The 17,644-nt window shown below is 74.4% G+C and carries 19 protein-coding genes and 1 other RNA gene; 17 read left to right on the forward strand and 3 right to left on the reverse strand.

What is annotated here, in order from left to right; all coding sequences use genetic code 11:
• Positions 1-31: 31 nt before the first annotated feature.
• The 14 genes from ftsX to LY71_RS03960 all read left to right on the forward strand — a co-directional run bounded on the left by ftsX (position 32) and on the right by LY71_RS03960 (position 13,519).
• Positions 32-916, forward strand: a complete 885-nt coding sequence (ftsX, locus tag LY71_RS03895) for a permease-like cell division protein FtsX (RefSeq protein WP_106275649.1) — start codon at positions 32-34, stop codon at positions 914-916.
• Between the two features lie 30 nt (positions 917-946).
• Positions 947-1,972, forward strand: a complete 1,026-nt coding sequence (locus tag LY71_RS03900) for an acyl-CoA/acyl-ACP dehydrogenase (RefSeq protein ID WP_106275650.1) — start codon at positions 947-949, stop codon at positions 1,970-1,972.
• Positions 1,973-1,982: 10 nt separating this feature from the next.
• A complete protein-coding gene (gene smpB / locus LY71_RS03905; RefSeq protein WP_106275651.1) occupies positions 1,983-2,459 on the forward strand; it encodes an SsrA-binding protein SmpB in 477 nt (158 codons plus the stop codon).
• Positions 2,460-3,383, forward strand: a complete 924-nt coding sequence (locus LY71_RS03910; RefSeq protein ID WP_106275652.1) for an NADP-dependent oxidoreductase — start codon at positions 2,460-2,462, stop codon at positions 3,381-3,383.
• A gap of 74 nt (positions 3,384-3,457) precedes the next feature.
• Positions 3,458-4,621 (forward strand): serine hydrolase domain-containing protein, encoded by a 1,164-nt coding sequence (locus tag LY71_RS03915; RefSeq protein WP_106275653.1) that lies wholly within the window; start codon positions 3,458-3,460, stop codon positions 4,619-4,621.
• A gap of 34 nt (positions 4,622-4,655) precedes the next feature.
• A complete protein-coding gene (locus LY71_RS03920; RefSeq protein ID WP_106275654.1) occupies positions 4,656-5,549 on the forward strand; it encodes an amidohydrolase family protein in 894 nt (297 codons plus the stop codon).
• Complete coding sequence (locus LY71_RS03925; RefSeq protein ID WP_106275655.1) at positions 5,546-5,788, forward strand: VOC family protein; 243 nt, start codon at positions 5,546-5,548, stop codon at positions 5,786-5,788. Before LY71_RS03920 ends, LY71_RS03925 begins: the two co-directional genes overlap by 4 nt.
• Before the next feature lie 11 nt (positions 5,789-5,799).
• The gene (locus tag LY71_RS03930; protein ID WP_106275656.1) at positions 5,800-6,816 is read left to right on the forward strand and encodes a GNAT family N-acetyltransferase; all 1,017 of its coding nucleotides are present in this window, start codon (positions 5,800-5,802) and stop codon (positions 6,814-6,816) included.
• A 9-nt stretch (positions 6,817-6,825) separates the two neighbouring features.
• Positions 6,826-7,707, forward strand: coding sequence for an SCO6745 family protein (locus LY71_RS03935; protein WP_106275657.1), 882 nt, complete (start codon positions 6,826-6,828; stop codon positions 7,705-7,707).
• Positions 7,704-8,237: a carboxymuconolactone decarboxylase family protein gene (locus LY71_RS03940; RefSeq protein ID WP_211297128.1), complete on the forward strand. Its 534-nt coding sequence runs from the start codon at positions 7,704-7,706 to the stop codon at positions 8,235-8,237. Before LY71_RS03935 ends, LY71_RS03940 begins: the two co-directional genes overlap by 4 nt.
• Positions 8,238-8,281: 44 nt before the next feature.
• Entirely contained in the window at positions 8,282-9,895 is a 1,614-nt protein-coding gene (locus LY71_RS03945) for an SLC13 family permease (RefSeq protein WP_106275658.1), read from the forward strand.
• 273 nt (positions 9,896-10,168) lie between these two features.
• Entirely contained in the window at positions 10,169-11,305 is a 1,137-nt protein-coding gene (locus LY71_RS03950; RefSeq protein WP_106275659.1) for a magnesium and cobalt transport protein CorA, read from the forward strand.
• 136 nt (positions 11,306-11,441) lie between these two features.
• Positions 11,442-11,817, forward strand: a transfer-messenger RNA (tmRNA) gene (gene ssrA / locus LY71_RS03955).
• A 274-nt stretch (positions 11,818-12,091) separates the two neighbouring features.
• Positions 12,092-13,519 carry a tannase/feruloyl esterase family alpha/beta hydrolase gene (locus LY71_RS03960; protein WP_245887647.1) on the forward strand — a complete coding sequence of 476 codons (1,428 nt, stop codon included), beginning with the start codon at positions 12,092-12,094 and terminating at the stop codon, positions 13,517-13,519.
• A gap of 67 nt (positions 13,520-13,586) precedes the next feature.
• Here the strand turns inward: LY71_RS03960 and LY71_RS03965 are convergent, their stop codons facing one another.
• Positions 13,587-13,904: an EthD family reductase gene (locus LY71_RS03965; RefSeq protein WP_106275660.1), complete on the reverse strand. Its 318-nt coding sequence runs from the start codon at positions 13,902-13,904 to the stop codon at positions 13,587-13,589.
• 182 nt (positions 13,905-14,086) lie between these two features.
• Between LY71_RS03965 and LY71_RS03970 the strand changes: the two genes are divergently transcribed.
• A complete protein-coding gene (locus tag LY71_RS03970) occupies positions 14,087-15,154 on the forward strand; it encodes an alpha/beta fold hydrolase (protein WP_106275661.1) in 1,068 nt (355 codons plus the stop codon).
• A gap of 4 nt (positions 15,155-15,158) precedes the next feature.
• On the opposite strand, the gene LY71_RS03975 is transcribed toward LY71_RS03970, so the two are convergent.
• Complete coding sequence (locus LY71_RS03975; protein ID WP_106275662.1) at positions 15,159-15,353, reverse strand: hypothetical protein; 195 nt, start codon at positions 15,351-15,353, stop codon at positions 15,159-15,161.
• Positions 15,354-15,466: 113 nt separating this feature from the next.
• Between LY71_RS03975 and LY71_RS03980 the strand changes: the two genes are divergently transcribed.
• The gene (locus tag LY71_RS03980; protein ID WP_106275663.1) at positions 15,467-16,324 is read left to right on the forward strand and encodes an NAD(P)H-binding protein; all 858 of its coding nucleotides are present in this window, start codon (positions 15,467-15,469) and stop codon (positions 16,322-16,324) included.
• Positions 16,325-16,405: 81 nt separating this feature from the next.
• On the forward strand, positions 16,406-16,582 hold the full coding sequence (locus tag LY71_RS23310; protein WP_170121206.1) for a hypothetical protein: 177 nt from the start codon (positions 16,406-16,408) through the stop codon (positions 16,580-16,582).
• Positions 16,583-16,586: 4 nt separating this feature from the next.
• Here LY71_RS23310 and LY71_RS03985 read toward each other — a convergent pair whose 3' ends face one another.
• Positions 16,587-17,639, reverse strand: coding sequence for a potassium channel family protein (locus LY71_RS03985; RefSeq protein WP_106275664.1), 1,053 nt, complete (start codon positions 17,637-17,639; stop codon positions 16,587-16,589).
• Positions 17,640-17,644: the final 5 nt, after the last annotated feature.

Below are 17,644 nucleotides of genomic sequence, written 5' to 3' on the forward strand. Positions count from 1 at the left end.
CCGACGACCTGCACCTCACGCAAGGGAACCCATGCGCGTCAACTTCGTCCTCTCCGAGGTGGCCACCGGGCTGCGTCGCAACCTGACCATGACGGTCGCGATGATCCTGACCACGGCCATCTCGCTCGGCCTCATGGGCACCGGCCTGCTCATCGCCGGGATGATCTCCGACATGAAGGAGATCTACTACGACAAGGTGCAGGTCTCCATCTTCCTGGCCGACGACGTCACCGCCGAGCAGCGCAGCGCGATCGAGGCCCAGCTGTCGGACTCGCCCGAGGTGGCCGGCTACCTCTACGAGTCCAAGGAGGAGGCCTACGAGCGCTTCCAGCAGCAGTTCTCCCAGCAGCCCGAGCTGGTCGAGAACACGCCGCCGGACGCGCTGCCGGAGAGCTTCCGGGTCGAGCTGGTCAACCCGGAGCGCTACCCGGTCGTGGCCGAACAGTTCCCCAACGGGCAGAACGGCGTCGACCAGGTGCGCGACGAGGGCGACTTCCTCGACCGCCTGTTCAGCCTGCTCAACGGCGCCCGCAACGCGACGATCGCGGTGGCCGTCGTCCAGGCGCTGGCGGCGCTGCTGCTGATCTCCAACACCATCCAGCTGGCCGCCTTCAACCGGCGCAACGAGACCAACATCATGCGGCTGGTCGGCGCCTCGCGCTGGTACACCCAGCTGCCGTTCATCCTCGAGGCCGCGCTGGCCGGGCTGATCGGCGCGCTGCTCGCCGTCGGCGGCCTGGTGCTGACCAAGGTGCTGTTCGTCGACAAGACGCTGGCCGGGCCGATCAAGGCCGGGATCATCCCGCCGGTCGACTGGGCCGCGATCGCCACGATCGCCCCCGTCATCGCCGCCGCCGGCGTGGGCCTGGCCGCGGTCGCCGCCTACGTGACGCTGCGCCTCTACGTCCGGCTGTAGTCCCGCAGTTCCGGGGGTAGGGCACCGGACGTGACGACGACGGCTGGTGCCACCGCCCACGACACCGCGGACGACCTCGACACCGGCCGGGCCGACGTCCGGCCGGCGCTGCGCCGGCTCGGGGAGGTGGGTGCGTTCGGCGCGGACGACGACGACCCCACCGAGGCGCTGCTGGTCTCCGTGCGGATGCTCCGCCAGCTCGCGGCGGTGTCGCTGGCCACCGCGTTCGCCGCCTGGTCGCAGCGGATGGTGCTCGAGTACCTCCGCTGCTGCCCGCCGCCCCCGCCGCTGGACGGCCTGGCCGCACAGCTGCGCGCGGGCACCGTGCCCGGCGCGACCGCGCTCGCACCCGCGGTGGCCGACCTCGCCGGCACCGGCACGCTCCCGCTCACGGCCGTCCGCGACGGTGCGGGCTGGCGGCTGTCGGGCACCGTCGGCTGGGCGTCGAACCTCTTCGACGACGCGGTCGTCGTCACCCCCGCCCGCACGGCCGACGAGGGGCGCGTGGTCGTGCTGTTCCGGCGCACCGACCCCGGCGTGACGCCGACCGGCCCGCACGACACGCTGGGTCTGCGCGGCACCGGCACCGGCGGGCTGCACCTCGACGGCCTCGCCGTCGGCCCGGAGCAGGTGCTCAGCGACGACCTGACCGCCTTCATGGCGGTGTGCCGCCCGGCGATGCTGCTGCTGCAGACCGCGCTCGCCCTCGGCCTCGCCGACGCCGCGCTGGCCGCGGCGCAGGAGCACCTGCCCGCCGTCCTCCGGGCCGACGGCGACGCCCTCGCCGAGCGCCGCGACGACCTCGCCCGGCGGCTGGAGGACCTCGCCGGCGACCGGGTGGGCGTCGGCCCCGGCGACCTCGCCCGGCTGCGGCTGGCCGCGCTCGACGTCGCCGCGGAGGCGGTGCGGCTGGAGACCGCGGTCGCCGGCGGAGCGGGGTACCTGGCCGGCAGCGCCACCGCCCGCCGCGTGCGGGAGGTGGCGTTCCTGCCCGTGCAGGCCCCCACGTACGGGCAGCTCCGGCGCGAGATCAGCGCGGCGGGGCCCCGGCAGTAACCTGGGGTCCATGCCGCGGGAACAGGGGCGCAAGCTGATCGCCCAGAACAAGAAGGCGCGGCACGACTACTCGATCCTCGACACCTACGAGGTCGGCCTGGTGCTCACCGGCACCGAGGTGAAGAGCCTGCGGGCCGGCCGGGCGTCGCTGGTCGACGGCTTCGCCACCGTCGACGACGGCGAGGTGTGGCTGCAGCACGTGCACATCCCCGAGTACACGCAGGGGACCTGGACCAACCACGCCCCGCGGCGCAAGCGCAAGGTGCTCATGCACCGCGAGGAGATCGACAAGCTGATCGGCAAGACCCGCGAGGGCGGGCTGACGCTGGTGCCGCTGGACCTGTACTTCAAGGACGGCAAGGTCAAGGCGACCCTCGCGCTGGCCAAGGGCAAGAAGTCCTACGACAAGCGGCACGACCTGGCCGAGCGCGACTCCCGCCGGGAGATCCAGCGCGCCTTCGGCCGCTACGTGAAGGGACGGCGGTAGGTGCGCGGGATCGCCCTCGACGAGTTCGGCGGCCCCGAGGTCCTGAGCCTCCGCGACGACCTGCCCGACCCGCCGGTCGGCCCGGACACCGTGCTGGTGCGGGTGCACGCGAGCGCGGTCAACCCGGTCGACGTGCTCATCCGCGAGGGCGGCCTGGCCGGCGCGTTCCCGTACCACTTCCCGATCGTCCCGGGCTGGGACGTCGCCGGGGTGGTCGAGGTGGCCGGCCCCGCGGTGACCGGCTTCGCCGCCGGCGACGAGGTGTACGGCTACGTCCGCCGCGACGACGTCCAGTGGGGGACGGCGGCCGAGCTGGTGCCCGCCCCGCAGCGCTGCCTGGCGCGCAAGCCCTCGTCGCTGTCCTTCGCCGAGGCCGCCGGGGTGCCGCTGGCCGGCCTGACCGCCTACCAGGCGCTCACCGAGGCGCTCGAGGTGAGCGAGGGCGAGCGGCTGCTGGTGCACCGGGCGGCCGGCGGCGTCGGGTTCTTCGCGGTGCAGATCGCCGTCGCCCTCGGCGCGCACGTCATCGGCACCGCCAGCCCGCGCAACCACGGCTTCCTCACCGACGCCGGCGTCGCCGAGGTGCTCGACTACTCGGCCGGGCCGCTCAGCGGGCAGCTCACCGCACCGGTCGACGCCGTCCTCGACCTGGTCGGCGGCGACACCCTGGCCGACGCGCCGCAGCAGGTCCGCGACCCCGCGCGGATCGTCAGCGTCGCCGACCCCTCGGTGCGCCAGCTGGGCGGGCGCTACGTGTTCGTCCGGCCCGAGCACGAGCACCTCGAGGAGCTCGCCCGGATGGCCGACGCCGGCCAGCTGCGGGTGCCCGTGGCGCGGGCGTTCCCGCTGGAGCGCCTGGCCGAGGCGCACGAGCTGGTCTCCGGCGGGCACGTGCGCGGCAAGGTCGTGGTCACCCTCCGCTGAGCGGGCCCGGCGTGGCGGCCCGCTCCCCGGGCAGCGGCCTTCCGGGGAGCACGCCGTCGGAGCAGCCTGCCCGCATGCCCGGGCCACGGCGTGCGCTGTCCCTGCTGGTCCCGCTGGTCACGGCGGTGGCGCTGACCGGTGTCCCGGCGACGGCGGTCGCCGACACCGCGCGGACGCCGGACACCGCGGAGCTGCAGGCCGCGCTGGGCGACCTCGTGCAGCAGCCCGGCGGCCCGCCCGGCGCGGTCGTGACGCTGGGCCGCGACGGGGACCTCGACGTCCTGACCGCCGGCGTCGCCGACCTCGCCACCGGGCGCCCGCCCGCGGCCGGGGACGCGATGCGGGTCGCCAGCGTGGCCAAGGCGTTCAACGCCGCCGCGGTGCTGGCCCTGGTGTCCCGCGGTGTGCTCACCCTGGACGACCCCGTCGGCACCTGGCGGCCGGACCTGCCACCGGCCTGGCAACCGGTCACCCTGCGCCAGCTGCTCGGGCACACCAGCGGCATCCCGGACTTCAGCCGCAGCGAGGCCTTCGCGGACGCGCTGCTGGCGTCGCTGCAGGACCCGCCGCCGCCGCGGGAGCTGCTCTCCTACGTCGAGGACGAGCCGCTGCTGTTCGCACCGGGCTCGGAGTACCGGTACTCGAACTCCGACAACGTCGTGGCCGGCCTCGTGGTCGAGGCGGTCACCGGCCGTCCCTACGCCGAGGCGCTGGCCGCGCTGGTGCTGCGGCCCGCCGGGCTCCGGGCCACGGGCCTCCCCGTCGGGTCGGACCTCCCGAGCCCGTACCTGCACGGCTACGACGTCTCCGAGCAGCCGCCCGAGGACGTGAGCACGGCGATCGCCGCGGGCTGGTCGTGGGCCTCCGGCGGGGTCGTGTCCACCCCGGCCGACCTCGCCCGGTTCATCGGCGCGCACGTCCGCGGCGACCTCACCGACCCGGCGACCCGCGACCAGCAGTCCACCTTCCGGCCGGGCTCGTCGGAGCCGCCCGGCCCGGGGGAGAACTCCGCCGGCCTCGGGGTGTTCCGGTACGACACCCGCTGCGGCACCGTCTTCGGCCACACCGGCAACACCGCCGGCTACACCCAGTTCGCCGCCGCCACCGCCGACGGCGCCCGCACGGTCACCGTCTCGGTCACCGGGCAGCTCACGCCGGGCAGTGCGCCGGAGCTGTTCCCGCGGCTGCGGGCCGTGTTCGAGCTGGCCACCTGCGCCGCCGTCGCCGGACACCGGTGAGCCCGGTCCCCGGGCCGGCGCTACGTTCGCTCGGGTGAGCTGCGATCCACCGGTCGACGACGCCGACGTCCCGCGGTTCTGGCGGGAACTGGGGCTGCCCGGCCTGGTCGACGTGCACGTGCACTTCCTCCCCGCCCCGGTGCAGGCGAAGGTGTGGGCCTACTTCGAGGCCGCCGAGACGCACTACGGCGCCGCGTGGCCGGTGCACTACCCGCTGCCCGAGGACGAGCGGCTCGCCGTCCTCTCCCGGCTCGGCGTGCGCGCCTTCCCGACGCTGCCCTACCCGCACAAGCCCGGGATGGCCGCCTGGCTCAACGACTGGTCGCACGACTTCGCCGCCGCCCACCCGCAGGTGCTGTCGTCGGCGACGTTCTTTCCCGAGCCCGAGGCGCCGCACTACGTGGCCGAGGCGCTCGACCGCGGCGTTCGGGTGTTCAAGGTGCACGTGCAGGTAGGCGCCTTCGACCCGCGCGACCCGCTGCTCGACCCGGTCTGGGCGCGGCTGGCCGAGACCGGGACACCGGTGGTCATCCACTGCGGGTCCGGCCCGCTGCGCGGCGAGCACACCGGGCCGGCGCCGATGACCGGCCTGCTCGAGCGCCACCCGCGGCTGCAGCTGGTCATCGCCCACCTGGGCATGCCCGAGTACCGGGAGTTCCTCGACCTGGCCGAGCGGTACGAGCGGGTGCACCTGGACACCACCATGTTCGCCACCGACTTCACCGAGCGGCTGATGCCCTTCGACCCCGGCGACCGGCCTCGGCTGGGCGCGCTGCGGGACCGGGTGCTGCTCGGCAGCGACTTCCCGTCCATCCCGTACCCCTACGCCGAGCAGCTCGCCGCGCTGGCGCGGCTGGACCTCGGTGACGACTGGCTGCGCGCGGTGCTGTGGCACAACGGCGCCCGGCTGTTCGGGGTGGCCGCGTGAGGCTCGCCGCCGGTCCGGCCCGCGGAGCCGGGCCCCAGCAGGTGCAGACCCACCTCGACCTCGAGGTCGACGACCTCGACGCGACCGGCGCGCTGGCCGAGGAGACCGGCGCCCGGCGGCTCGTCGGCTGCACCGAGCCGCACGAGGACGTCCGCGTCCACGCCGACCCGGACGGCCACCCGTTCCGCCTGCTCGTGCGACCGGAAAACGGGTCGCCGCCGTCCGGGGACGCCGCCTAGCGTGTCCCGCCGTGCCCGACGTGCTGCCCGCCGACGTGACCGGCCTCCCCGACGGGCTGACCGCCCGCCCGCTCACCCTCGACGACGCCGCGGCCGCGGCCGACCTGCTCGCGGCCGCCGAGGCGGTCGACGACACCGGTGAGCACGAGGACGCCGGCGACCTGGCCGAGTGGTGGGGCCGCGAGCTCGTCGACCTGCCCCGCGACGGCCGCGCCGTGGTCACCGGCGACGGCACGCTGGTGGCCTGGGCGACGTCGATCTCCCAGCGGTCGGGCCGGGAGGCGCTGCGGGTCTGGGCCGAGGGCCGGGTGCACCCCGGCCGGCGCGGGCGCGGCATCGGGACGGCGCTGGTGGACTGGCAGGTGCGCCGCGGCACCGAGCAGCACGCGGAGCTCGCCCCGCCCGGGCTGCCGGGCCGGCTGGTGGCCAGCGCCTGGCCGTCGATGACCCCGCTGGCGCGGCTGCTGGAGCGCCGCGGCTTCGCGGTCGAGCGGCTGTTCGCCTCGATGCAGCGCCCGCTCCACGACCTGCCCGCCGCCGGAGCGCCCGCGGGGATCGAGCTGGTGCCCTTCACTTGGGACCGCGACGACGAGGTGCGCCGCGCGCACAACGCGGCGTTCACCGAGCACCACGGCTCCACCGAGCGCGACGAGACGGCCTGGCGCACCTGGTTCACCGGCGTGAGGGCGTTCCGGCCCGACCTGTCGGTGCTGGCCCTGGCCGACGGCGCCGTCGCGGGGTACGCCCTCGGCTACGTGTATGACGCCGACACCCGCGCGACCGGGGTCCGCACCCTCCACCTCGGCCAGATCGGCGTGCTGCCCGGCTCCCGCGGGCGGGGCGTGGCGGGCGCGACCATCGCCGCCGCGCTGGCCGCGGCCGCGGCCGACGGCTGCGGGCGGGCCGCGCTCGACGTCGACACGGAGAACACCACCGGTGCGTTCGCGCTCTACGAGCGGGTCGGCTTCCGGGTGGCCCGCACCCACCACTCCTGGGCGTACCCGGTCCCGGCGCGGGGTGCTCGCTAGGGTCCCGGCATGGTCAGCGTCGATCGGCCCGCGTCCCTGGACCCCGCCCTGGTCGGGCGCGTGCACCGCGCCGTCGAGCCGCTGCACAACCACGTGTACTTCGTGCCGGAGACCGAGGAGCACCTCACCGCGGTCGGCCTGCGGCCGGGGCGGATGGTCTACTTCGCCGGCCGGGCGGCCGCCATGGGCGCGGTCGGCCCGGGCGTGGTGACGGCGACCTTCTCGAACTTCTCCCCGGCGGTCGTCGCCCGGCACGTCCCGCGGGCGTGGACGCTGGCCGCCCCGGAGCAGGTGGTCACCGCGCGAGCCGCCGCCGCCCACGCCTCGCTGACCCGGCTGCTCGGCGGGGAGCGGGCCGCGGCCGCGCCGGAGGTGGCCGAGCTCGGCGACCTGCTCGCCGACGCCTGCTCGGTGCTGACCGCCGAGGGCCGCCCGCTCTACGCCGGCCACGCCGACCTGCCCTGGCCCGAGGACCCGGTCACCCGGCTCTGGCACGCCGCCACGCTGCTGCGCGAGTGGCGCGGCGACGCGCACGTCGCCGTCCTGGTGCGGCACGGCCTGTCGGGCATGGAGGCGCTGCAGACCCACGTCGCCACCGGCCGGGCCTTCCTCGAGCCGGTCGCCCAGACGCTGCGCGGGTGGACCGACGAGGAGTGGGCCGCCGGCTGGACCGGGCTGGCCGACCGCGGGCTGGTCGCCGGGCGCGCGCTCACCGACGCCGGGCAGCGGCTGCGCGCCGGGATCGAGGCCGAGACCGACGCGCTGTCGACCGCCCCGTGGCAGCACCTCGGGCCCGAGCGGACCGCCCGCGCCGTCCAGCTGGGCAAGCAGCTGTCGGGCACGATCGTCGCGGCCGGCGCCTACCCGGCCGGGGTCTTCGCCGGCCGGTGACCGCCCGGCTGCCCGACGGACCCGACGACGGGCCGGCCGCCGAGCTGCTGCGCGCCCGCCGCGGTGGCGTGCTGACCACCCTCGACCGGCTGCTGCTGCACAGCCCGCCGGTGGCCGAGGGCTGGAACGCGCTGCTGGGCGCGCTGCGCGGGGCCACCACGCTGCCCGCCGACCTGCGCGAGCTCGTCGTCCTGCGGGTCGCGGTCCTCAACGCGGCGGAGTTCGAGTGGACCTCCCACGAGCCCATCGCCCGCCGCGCCGGGCTCACCGACCTGCACCTGCGGGTGCTGCGCCGTGCCGACGCGACCGGCCAACCGGTGTGGTCCCCGGTGCAGGCCGCCGTCCTCGCCTTCACCGACGCCTCCACCCGGGACGTCGTCGTGCCCGACCCCGTCTTCGCGGCGGTGCGGGAGCACCTCGACGACCGGCAGGTCGTGGAGCTCGCGGTGCTCGTGGGCGGCTACGGGATGGTGTCGCGGTTCCTCGTCGCCCTCGACGTCCCGCCGTCGAACGGGGAGGTTCCCGGCTGAGTCGTTCCTCCCTATGGTCGGGACCACAGTCCTGGGGAGGCGTCATGACCACGACCGACCGCCGGCCCGGTTCTGGGCAGCCCACCGACGTCGACGCCGCGTTCCGCGGCTCCGCCACCTACCGCAGCCTGGGCGAGCAGCAGCTCAGCCCGGCCGAGGAGCGCTTCGAGAAGGGACGGCGCACCGTCGGGCTGTTCCTCGCCCCGGTCGTCACCGTCGTCTTCGCCCTCCTGCCGCTGGACCTGCCTCGCGCCCAGCACCTGCTGGCCGCCGTCCTGCTCGGCGTCATCGTCCTGTGGATCACCGAGCCGGTGCCCATCCCGGTGGGCGGGCTCATCGGCGTCGGCGCCATCGCCGTGCTCGGCGTGGTGCCGGCCGACGACGCCGTGGCCCCGCTCGGGTCGACCACGGTGTTCACCTTCATCGGCGCGTTCATCCTCGCCGCGGCGATGCTCAAGCACGGCGTCGCCCGGCGCTTCGCCATGGTGATCCTGTCGATGCGGTGGGTGGGCGGCTCGACGGCGCGGGTGGTCATCGCGTTCGGGCTCATCACCTGCGTGCTGTCGGCGTTCGTCTCCAACACCGCCACCGTCGCGATGCTGCTGCCCACGGCGATCGGCATCCTGTCGGTGATCGCCAAGCTGCTGCAGGACGAGCAGCTGGTGGCGCCGGACTTCGACCCGCTGCGGCTGCGGGTGGGTGTCGCGCTGATGCTGATGCTGGCCTACGGCGCGAGCGTGGGTGGGTTGATCACCCCCGTGGGCACGCCGCCCAACCTGATCGGCCGCGGGCTGATCGAGGAGGCGACGGGGGAGCGGATCGGGTTCCTCCAGTGGATGCTCATGGCGCTGCCGATCTGCGCGCTGATGTTCGTCGCGCTGGCCGCGGTCCTGCTGCTGCTCAACCGCCCCGAGATCAGGCGGATCGAGGGCGTGCACGAGTACGTGGCCCGCGAGCGCGCCGAGCTCGGCCCGGTCTCCCGGGCGGAGAAGAACACGCTGGTCGCCTTCGGCGTGACGGTGGCGCTGTGGATCTTCCCCGGGGTCATCGCGCTGACCGCCGGCACCGAGTCCGACCTCTACACGACGGTCAGCGACCGCATCGACGAGGGCATCGTCGCCGTCCTCGGGGCCTCGCTGCTCTTCCTGATCCCCACGGACTGGAAGCGCCGCGAGTTCACCCTGAACTGGTCCGACGCCGCGACGATCGACTGGGGCACGATCCTGCTCTTCGGCACCGGGATCATCTTCGGCTCGCTGCTGGCCGACACCGGCCTGGCCGAGACCATCGGCAACGCCTCGGCCGACACCCTCGGCCTGAGCAGCACCTTCGCCATCACGGTGTTCGCGGTGATCCTGGCGATCATCATCTCGGAGACGACGTCGAACACCGCCTCGGCGGCGGTCGTGGTGCCGATCATCATCCCGGTCGCGGTGGCCGCGGGGATCAACCCGTTCGTGCCCGCGCTCGCGGCGACGTTCGCGGCGTCCTTCGGGTTCATGCTGCCGGTGTCGACGCCGCAGAACGCGATCGTCTACGGCTCCGGCGTCGTGCCGATCACCAAGATGATCCGCTCGGGGATCTCCTTCGACGTCCTCGGGGCGCTGCTCATCGTCCTGCTGCTGCCGCTGATGGTGGGTCTCGTCCTCGACGTGTGAACGAGGGGTGGACGGAGAGGGAAGTCATCCCCTCCGGGGAGGCCGCGGCCGGGCCCGCGTGTCACGATGGACGACGGCCCGCGGGATGCCGGCCGCCACCGACGGGAGGGAGGGCGAGCGCCGTGCGCAGCGAACCCCCCAGTCCCAGTCCCGCGTAGAAGGACCCCGCTGCCCCCCGCCACTCGCAGGCTCGCGGCGGGACCCTGCAGCGGGGCCGCCGGAAGCGATGGCCACTGCTGTGCCCTCGCCGTCCAGCGTCCCCGGGAGCCCGTCATGGCCGACCGTCGCCTCGCGCCCCTCACCGCCCTCACCCTCGGGCGCCGTCCCCGCCCGGCCCCGCCCCGCCGGGTCGTCGTCCCCCCGCCGCCGCCCGAGCCGGAGCGCCAGTCGCGGCTGGTCGACAACGCCGTCTACGCCGGCGGCCGCCGGGTGGCCACGCCGGAGTCGGCCGCCGAGAGCCACGACTGGCTGACCGAGGGCTTCGACGACCGGATGGTGTGGCTGGGCCTCTACCGGCCCGAGCCCGCCGAGCTGGGGGAGCTGGCCGAGCGGTACGGCCTGCCCGACCTCGCCGTCGAGGACGCCATCCAGGCCCACCAGCGGCCGAAGTTCGAGCGCTACGGCGACACGCTGTTCGTCGTCCTCAAGGCCGCGCGCTACCTCGACGCCGTCGAGCAGGTCGAGTTCGGCGAGCTGCACCTGTTCCTCGGCCGCCAGTTCGCGATCACCGTCCGGCACAGTGAGTCGCCCGACCTCGCCCGCGTGCGGCGGCGGCTGGAGAGCGAGCCGGCGCTGCTGGCCAAGGGCAGCGAGGCGGTGCTGTACGCGATCCTCGACGCCGTCGTCGACGGGTACACGCCGGTCGTCCTGGGGCTGGCCAACGACATCGAGCAGATCGAGACCGAGGTCTTCCGCGGCGACCCGGGCGTCTCGCGGCGCATCTACGAGCTGTCGCAGGAGGTGCTGGAGTTCCAGCGGGCCGCGCGGCCGCTGACCGGCATCCTCGCCGCGATCACCGCCGGGTTCGACAAGTACGGCGTCGACGAGGACCTGCGCAGCTACCTGCGCGACGTCGCCGACCACGTCGTGCAGGTCAACGAGCGGGTGGAGGGCTTCCGCCAGCAGCTGCGCGACATCCTCACCGTGAACGCGACGCTGGTCGCGCAGCGGCAGAACGAGGAGATCCGCGAGCTCACCGAGGCCTCGATCGCGCAGGGCGAGGAGGTCAAGAAGATCTCCGCCTGGGCGGCCATCCTGTTCGCGCCGACGCTGGTGGGCACCGTCTACGGGATGAACTTCGAGGACATGCCCGAGCTGTCGTGGCACCTGGGCTACCCGTTCGCGCTGGTGCTGATGCTGGGCGTGAGCCTGACGCTGTACGCCGTCTTCAAGCGCCGCGACTGGATCTAGCGGCGTCGCCTCCGGGGGCGTTCCTCGTCCACCGGGGTCCTGCAGCACCCCCACGGCACGAGGAACACCCCCGGAGGAGCGCGGCGGGGGAACAACCCGCTGGTCGGGCCGGTTAGGATGGGTGCACAACTACACAGGGGGTGAATGGTCTCGACTGCGGTCGGGTGACCAGGGGAAGCGAGCCGAGGAAGCCGACGATGAGCTCGTTAACCACGCGTCGGAAAACACACAAGCGCCGACAAGAGTCAGCGCGCGTTCGCCCTCGCTGCCTGATCAGCGAGTGTGACGCTGTCAGCCCGGGTTCGGTCATCGACCCGGTGTCTGGCATCAGCTAGATGACTCACCGTGCGTGCCGGTCGCGGGCGTGCACGGGACACCTCACAGCGACTGGGCCTGCCATCTCGACGTGTTCGCGCGATCGGGAGGGCCGAGCAGAGGCAGAGCGGACTGCGCTCGGAGAAGCCCTGGTGATGCGTCGCAGGACGCGGGTTCGATTCCCGCCACCTCCACCCCTGACGGGAGCCCGCACGGACGTCGTCCGTGCGGGCTCCCGTGCGTCCGGGGGCTGTTCAGCCCTCGAGCAGCCGCGTCGTCCGGTGGGGACGGCACGGCCGTGCGCGACGTCGTCGGGGCGCCGAACGGCCGCCGGACGCTGACCACCGCTGGTGTGGGCGCGGCACACAGCCGGCGCCGGTGGCTGTGACGGGGGCACCTGGCGCGCCTCCCCGGGCGACCGCAGCATGGGATCCGGAACTCGGCCGGACAGTCGCGGACAAGGGAGTCCTCGTGTCACACCGCAGACGCACCACCCTGACCCTCACCACCCTCGGCGTCACCGCGGCGCTCGCGCTGCAGGCGTCGCCGGCCGCGGCCGGACCGGGAGGCCCCGGCGCGGGCCCCGGATCGCGGCCGTGCGCGGGTGGCGACGCGGTCGAGGTCCCCGGCGCGGAGCACAGCGTGACCGCCTGCCTGGACGACCTGACCACGGCCGGCCTGCTGCTGCACCCCGCCGGGCAGTACACCGACGCCGCGGACTGGACGGGTCTGCACGTGCCGGGCACGGTGAACCCGACCGGCGTGCGGGGACTGCAGGTCGACGGCTACTTCCCCGACACGTCCACCTCCAACACCCTCCACGGCTGGGACCACGACAGTCAGTTCGTCCTCCGGATCCCGGACGACTGGAACGGGGGCCTCGTCGTCGCCGGCGCACCAGGCACCCGCAAGCAGTACGCCTCGGACTTCCTGGTCTCCGACGCCGTGCTGGCCCAGGGCTTCGCCTACGCCTCGACGGACAAGGGCAACAACGGGGTCGACTTCTACCGGGACGGCGTGGCGCCCGGCGACGCCGTCGCCGAGTGGCACGAGCGGGTCACCGAGCTCGCGGTCGCGGCCAAGGGCGCCCTGCGCCGGCACCTCGGCCAGGACCCGGAGCGCACCTACGTGGCCGGGATCAGCAACGGCGGCTACCTGGTGCGGTGGCAGCTGGAGAACCAGGCGCACCTCTACGACGGCGGCGTCGACTGGGAGGGCACCCTGTTCACCCCGGACGGGCCCAACCTCTTCACCTACCTGCCGACCGCGGTGCGCTACACCCTCGGCGAGGCGGACGCCGAGGACATGTACGCCGCCGGCTTCGCGCACGGCTCCGAGCCGCTGTGGGACTACCACGAGCAGGTCTACTGGGGACTGACGCAGAAGACCTACCGGGCCGAGTTCGACCCGGAGTACGACCCGGAGTGCCCCGGGCCGACGGCCGGCACGACCCTGCCGGCCATCCTGGCGCCCTGTCCGAGCGACGCGGACTACGACGAGTGGTTCGCCGACCGGGACTCCCAGGAGGTGCACGACGCCCTGGCCCGGATCAGCCTGACCGGGGAGATCCGGAAGCCGCTGCTCACCCTGCACGGCACGCTGGACACGCTGCTGCCCATCAGCACGGACAGCGACGTCTACGCCGAGATGATCGCGGACCAGCACCGCGACCGGCTGCACCGGTACTACCGCATCGAGGGCGGCAACCACGTCGACAGCCTGGTTCCCCTCGACCCGCTGCACCTGCGGCCGATGCTGCCCTGCTTCCGGACCGTCTTCGACGCGCTCACCGCGTGGGTGGAGGAGGGGGCACGGCCGCCGGCCAGCACGACGGTCCCGCGCCCCACGGGGGTGACCGCGACCGACCCGGCGCTGCTGCAGACCTGCTCGCTGGGCTGAGCGGCTCGGCCGGGGCGACGCGGGCCCCGGGGCGGACGACGTCCGCCCCGGGGCCCGCGGCCTCCGCTCAGCCGACGACGACCACGTCCTCGGTGAACGCCGTGACCAGCGCCGGGTCGGCGAAGTTGTCCACGTCCGCGACGGCCGCCGCGAACTCGGCGGACTGCGTGGCGGCGGCGAAGGCGTCCTGGTCGTCGAAGTACATGCTGGCCACGCCCAGGAACGGCGGGTCGCCCTCGGGCGCGCCCACGGCGTGCTGCTGCACGTACCGCCGGACACCGGGCACCTCGCCGGCGATCGGGCCGTGCGTCTCCCGCCAGTAGCGGAGCGCCTCGGTGCGGTCCGTGCCGGGCTTCTCGTGGAGCACGAAGGTGACCGTGAACATCGTCGTCCTGCCTCTCCGGCGGCCGCCGCAGCAGCGCGCGGCGGCCAGGGTCGTCGGTCCGGGAGGCCGACGCTAGACCCGCCGTCCACCTCGAGTCCGCCGACCGACGGGGACGACTGGTCCCGGAACCGCCGGGTCCGGCAGAGTGACCCGCGTCACCCCGCCTGAGCAGAGGAGCCGCCGTGATCGACAACGCCTTCTACACGCCCGAGGTGCAGGGCGCCTACCAGCTGCACTCGCTGGGCGGCTTCGACCTCGAGGAGGGTGGGCGCATCCCCGACCTCCGGCTGGCCTACGCCACCTACGGCGAGCTGAACGCGGCGAAGGACAACGCGATCCTGATCCCCACCTGGTTCAGCGGCACCCACGCCACCTGGGAGCAGGTCTACATCGGCCCCGGCCGGGCGCTGGACCCCACGCGCTGGTTCATCGTGGTGGTCAACCAGATCGGCAACGGGCTGTCGACCTCGCCGCACAACACCGACGGCGACATCGCGATGTCACGCTTCCCGCAGGTGCGCATCGGCGACGACGTCCGCGCCCAGCAGCAGCTCGCCGCCGAGCTGTTCGGCATCGAGCGGTGGGCGCTGGTGGTCGGCGGCTCGATGGGCGCGCAGCAGACCTACGAGTGGGCGGTCCGCTTCCCCGAGCAGGTGCTGCGCGCGGCCCCGATCGCCGGCACCGCGCAGAACACCCCGCACGACTTCCTGTTCACCCGCACGCTGATGGACGCGATCACCTCCGACCCCGGCTGGAACGGCGGCGAGTACCGCTCGCACACCGAGGTCGCCGAGGGCCTGCGCCGGCACGCCGACATCTGGGCGGTGCTCGGCCTGTCCACGGAGTTCTGGCGCACGGAGTTCTGGCGCGGGGTCGAGCTGCCCGACGTCACCTGGTCGACCTACGACGAGTTCCAGGAGCGCTTCCTGCACGCCACCTTCCTCGCCATGGACCCCAACGCCCTGCTCACGATGGGCTGGAAGTGGCAGCGCGGCGACGTCACCCGGCACACCGACGGCGACCTGGCCGCGGCGCTGGGCCGGATCACCGCCCGGACCTTCGTCATGCCGATCGACGAGGACATGTTCTTCCCGCCCCGCGACTGCGCCGCCGAGCAGGCGCTGATCAAGGACAGCGAGCTGCGCGTGCTGCCCTCCATCGCGGGGCACTTCGGGTTGTTCGGCTTCGAGCCGGCCTACCTCGCCGAGGTGGACCGCAACCTCGGCGAGCTCCTCGACACGGAGGTCTGAGCGCTCAGCTGCCGCCGCCGGGCGGGGCCGGTACCGACCCGCCCGGCGCGTTCGGCGCCGCGCCCTGGGCCTGCACGTCGTCGGCGTCGGCGGTGCCCACCAGCTCGCTGACCGCGGCGGTGTCCTCGCCGTCGTGCCGGTCGCGGCCCTTGGTGTCGTCACTGCGGGGGTGGTCGACGGCGCTCTGTCGCTCGGTCACGGGGTCCTCCCGGTGGGGTCGGGGACGTCACCGTCCCTCCTACCCGCGGAATGGCCGGCCGTCCCCTCCAGTTGGCCCCCGCGAGACCCCCGCCGCACCCGAGGAGCCACTGCATGACCACGTACGCCGTCACCGGAGCCACCGGCGGCCTGGGCCGACGCGCCGTCGAGGAGCTGCTCGACCGCGGCGTCCCCGCGCGAGACGTCGTCGCCGTCGTCCGCCGTCCCGACGCCGCCGCCGACCTGGCCGCCCGCGGCGTGCAGGTCCGCGAGGGCGACTACTCGCGGCCCGAGACGCTGCCCGGCGCGCTGGCCGGCGTCACGCGGCTGCTGCTGGTCTCGGGCAACGAGCCCGGCGCGCGGGTGGCCCAGCACCGCGCGGTCGCCGAGGCGGCGGCCGCGGCCGGCGTGCAGCGGCTCGTCTACACCTCGATCGCGCACGCCGACACCTCGGGCAACCCGCTGGCCGGCGAGCACCGGGAGACCGAGGAGGTGCTGCGCGAGGTCGGTGTCCCGACGACGGTCCTGCGCAACAGCTGGTACGTCGAGAACTACACCGCCCAGCTCGGCCAGTACCTGGCCACCGGCGAGATCCTGGGTGCCGCGGGGGAGGGGCGGGTGTCGGTCGCCCCGCGCGCCGACTACGCCGTCGCGGCCGCGACCGCCCTGCTCGCCGACCAGGAGGGCAGCGGCGTGCTGGAGCTCGGCGGTCCCGGGGTCACCCTGGCCGAGCTCGCCGCCGCCGTCACCGAGGCCACCGGCACGCCCGTGCGCTACCGCGACCTGCCGGCCGAGGAGTTGACCGCCGCGCTGCAGGAGGCCGGCCTCGATGCCGGCACCGCCGGGTTCGTCACCGCGATCGACACCTCCATCGCCCGCGGCGAGCTCGACACCGGCGAGGAGACCCTCACCGCGCTGCTCGGCCGGCAGGTGACCCCGCTGGTCGACGCCGTCCGCGCCGCGCAGGGCTGACCGGGCCGGCGGACCTCATCCCCCGGGGTGAGGTCCGCCGCCGGGCTCCAGTGCGGCGCCGCCCGTGCCGATCCCCGGAGCATGAACCCCATCGCGTGCCGCGCCGTCGCGCAGGCCGGCCTCGTCGCCGCCACCGCCTCGGCCGACGACGAGACCCCCTGGCCGCTGCTGCTCGTGGCCGGCTGGCACACCACCGCCGCCGACCTGGTGCTCGCCGACGTCCGGCTGGCCGACGACCTGGCCGCGCTGCCGGTCTGAGCGTCTACTGGGCGCGCGCGAAGGCGTGACCGTCGGGTCCGTGCGAGCGGACCACGACCAGCACGTCCTCGCTCTGCAGCGTGCCGATCAGCGGGTCGTCGTAGCGCAGCGTGCGCCCTCCGCGGGTGACCGACAGGACGATGTCGCGCAGGTCGCGCGGGCCCAGCCCGACCTCCCCGGAGCTGACCGTGCGCTGGGAGATGTCGAGCCCCTGGCCGCCGGTGAGCAGGTCCTCCACCACCGAGACCACCCGCGGGCTGTCGGTGGACAGGCCCAGCAGCCGGCCCGACGTCGCCGAGGTGGTGATGACCGTGTCGGCGCCGGACTGGCGCAGCAGGCTCGCGTTCTCCTCCTCGCGGACGCTGGTGGTGATCGGCACGCTCGGGTTGAGCTGGCGCACGGTGAGGGTGATGAGCACCGCGGCGTCGTCCCGGTTGGCCGCCACGATCACCGCGCGGGCGCGCTCGACGTGCGCCCGGCGCAGCACGTCGGTGCGCCCGGCGTCGCCGACGATGCCGGTCAGCCCGATGGAGTTGGCCTCGTCCATCGCGCGCTGGTCGGAGTCGACGACGACGATGTCCTCCAGCCGGGTGCCGGTGGCCCGCAGGGACCGGACGGCGCTGCGGCCCTTGGTGCCGTAGCCGCACACGATGACGTGCTGGCGCACGCGGGACCTCCAGCGTCGGATGCGGAACTCCTCGCGCGAGCGCGCGGTGAGCGCCTCGAGCGTGGTGCCGATGAGCACGATCAGGAACAGCACGCGCAGCGGCGTGATGAACAGGATGTTGACCAGCCGCGCGCCCTCGGTGATCGGCGTGATGTCGCCGTAGCCGGTGGTGGAGAGCGTGACGGTGGCGTAGTAGACGGCGTCGAGCAGCGAGATGCCGACCTCGTCGCCGTCGCGGTAGGAGTCGCGGTCGAGCCAGACGATGAGCACCGTCAGCGCCAGGAAGAAGCCCGCGAACAGGACCCGGCGCCCCACCTGGCGGGTCGGCGACTCCTCGACGTGGGCGAGCTGGACACCGGTGTGCGGGTCGTCCGCCGCCTGTCCGCTCATCACGT

This window comes from Geodermatophilus tzadiensis, from assembly GCF_003002915.1.
GTDB lineage: Bacteria > Actinomycetota > Actinomycetes > Mycobacteriales > Geodermatophilaceae > Geodermatophilus > Geodermatophilus tzadiensis.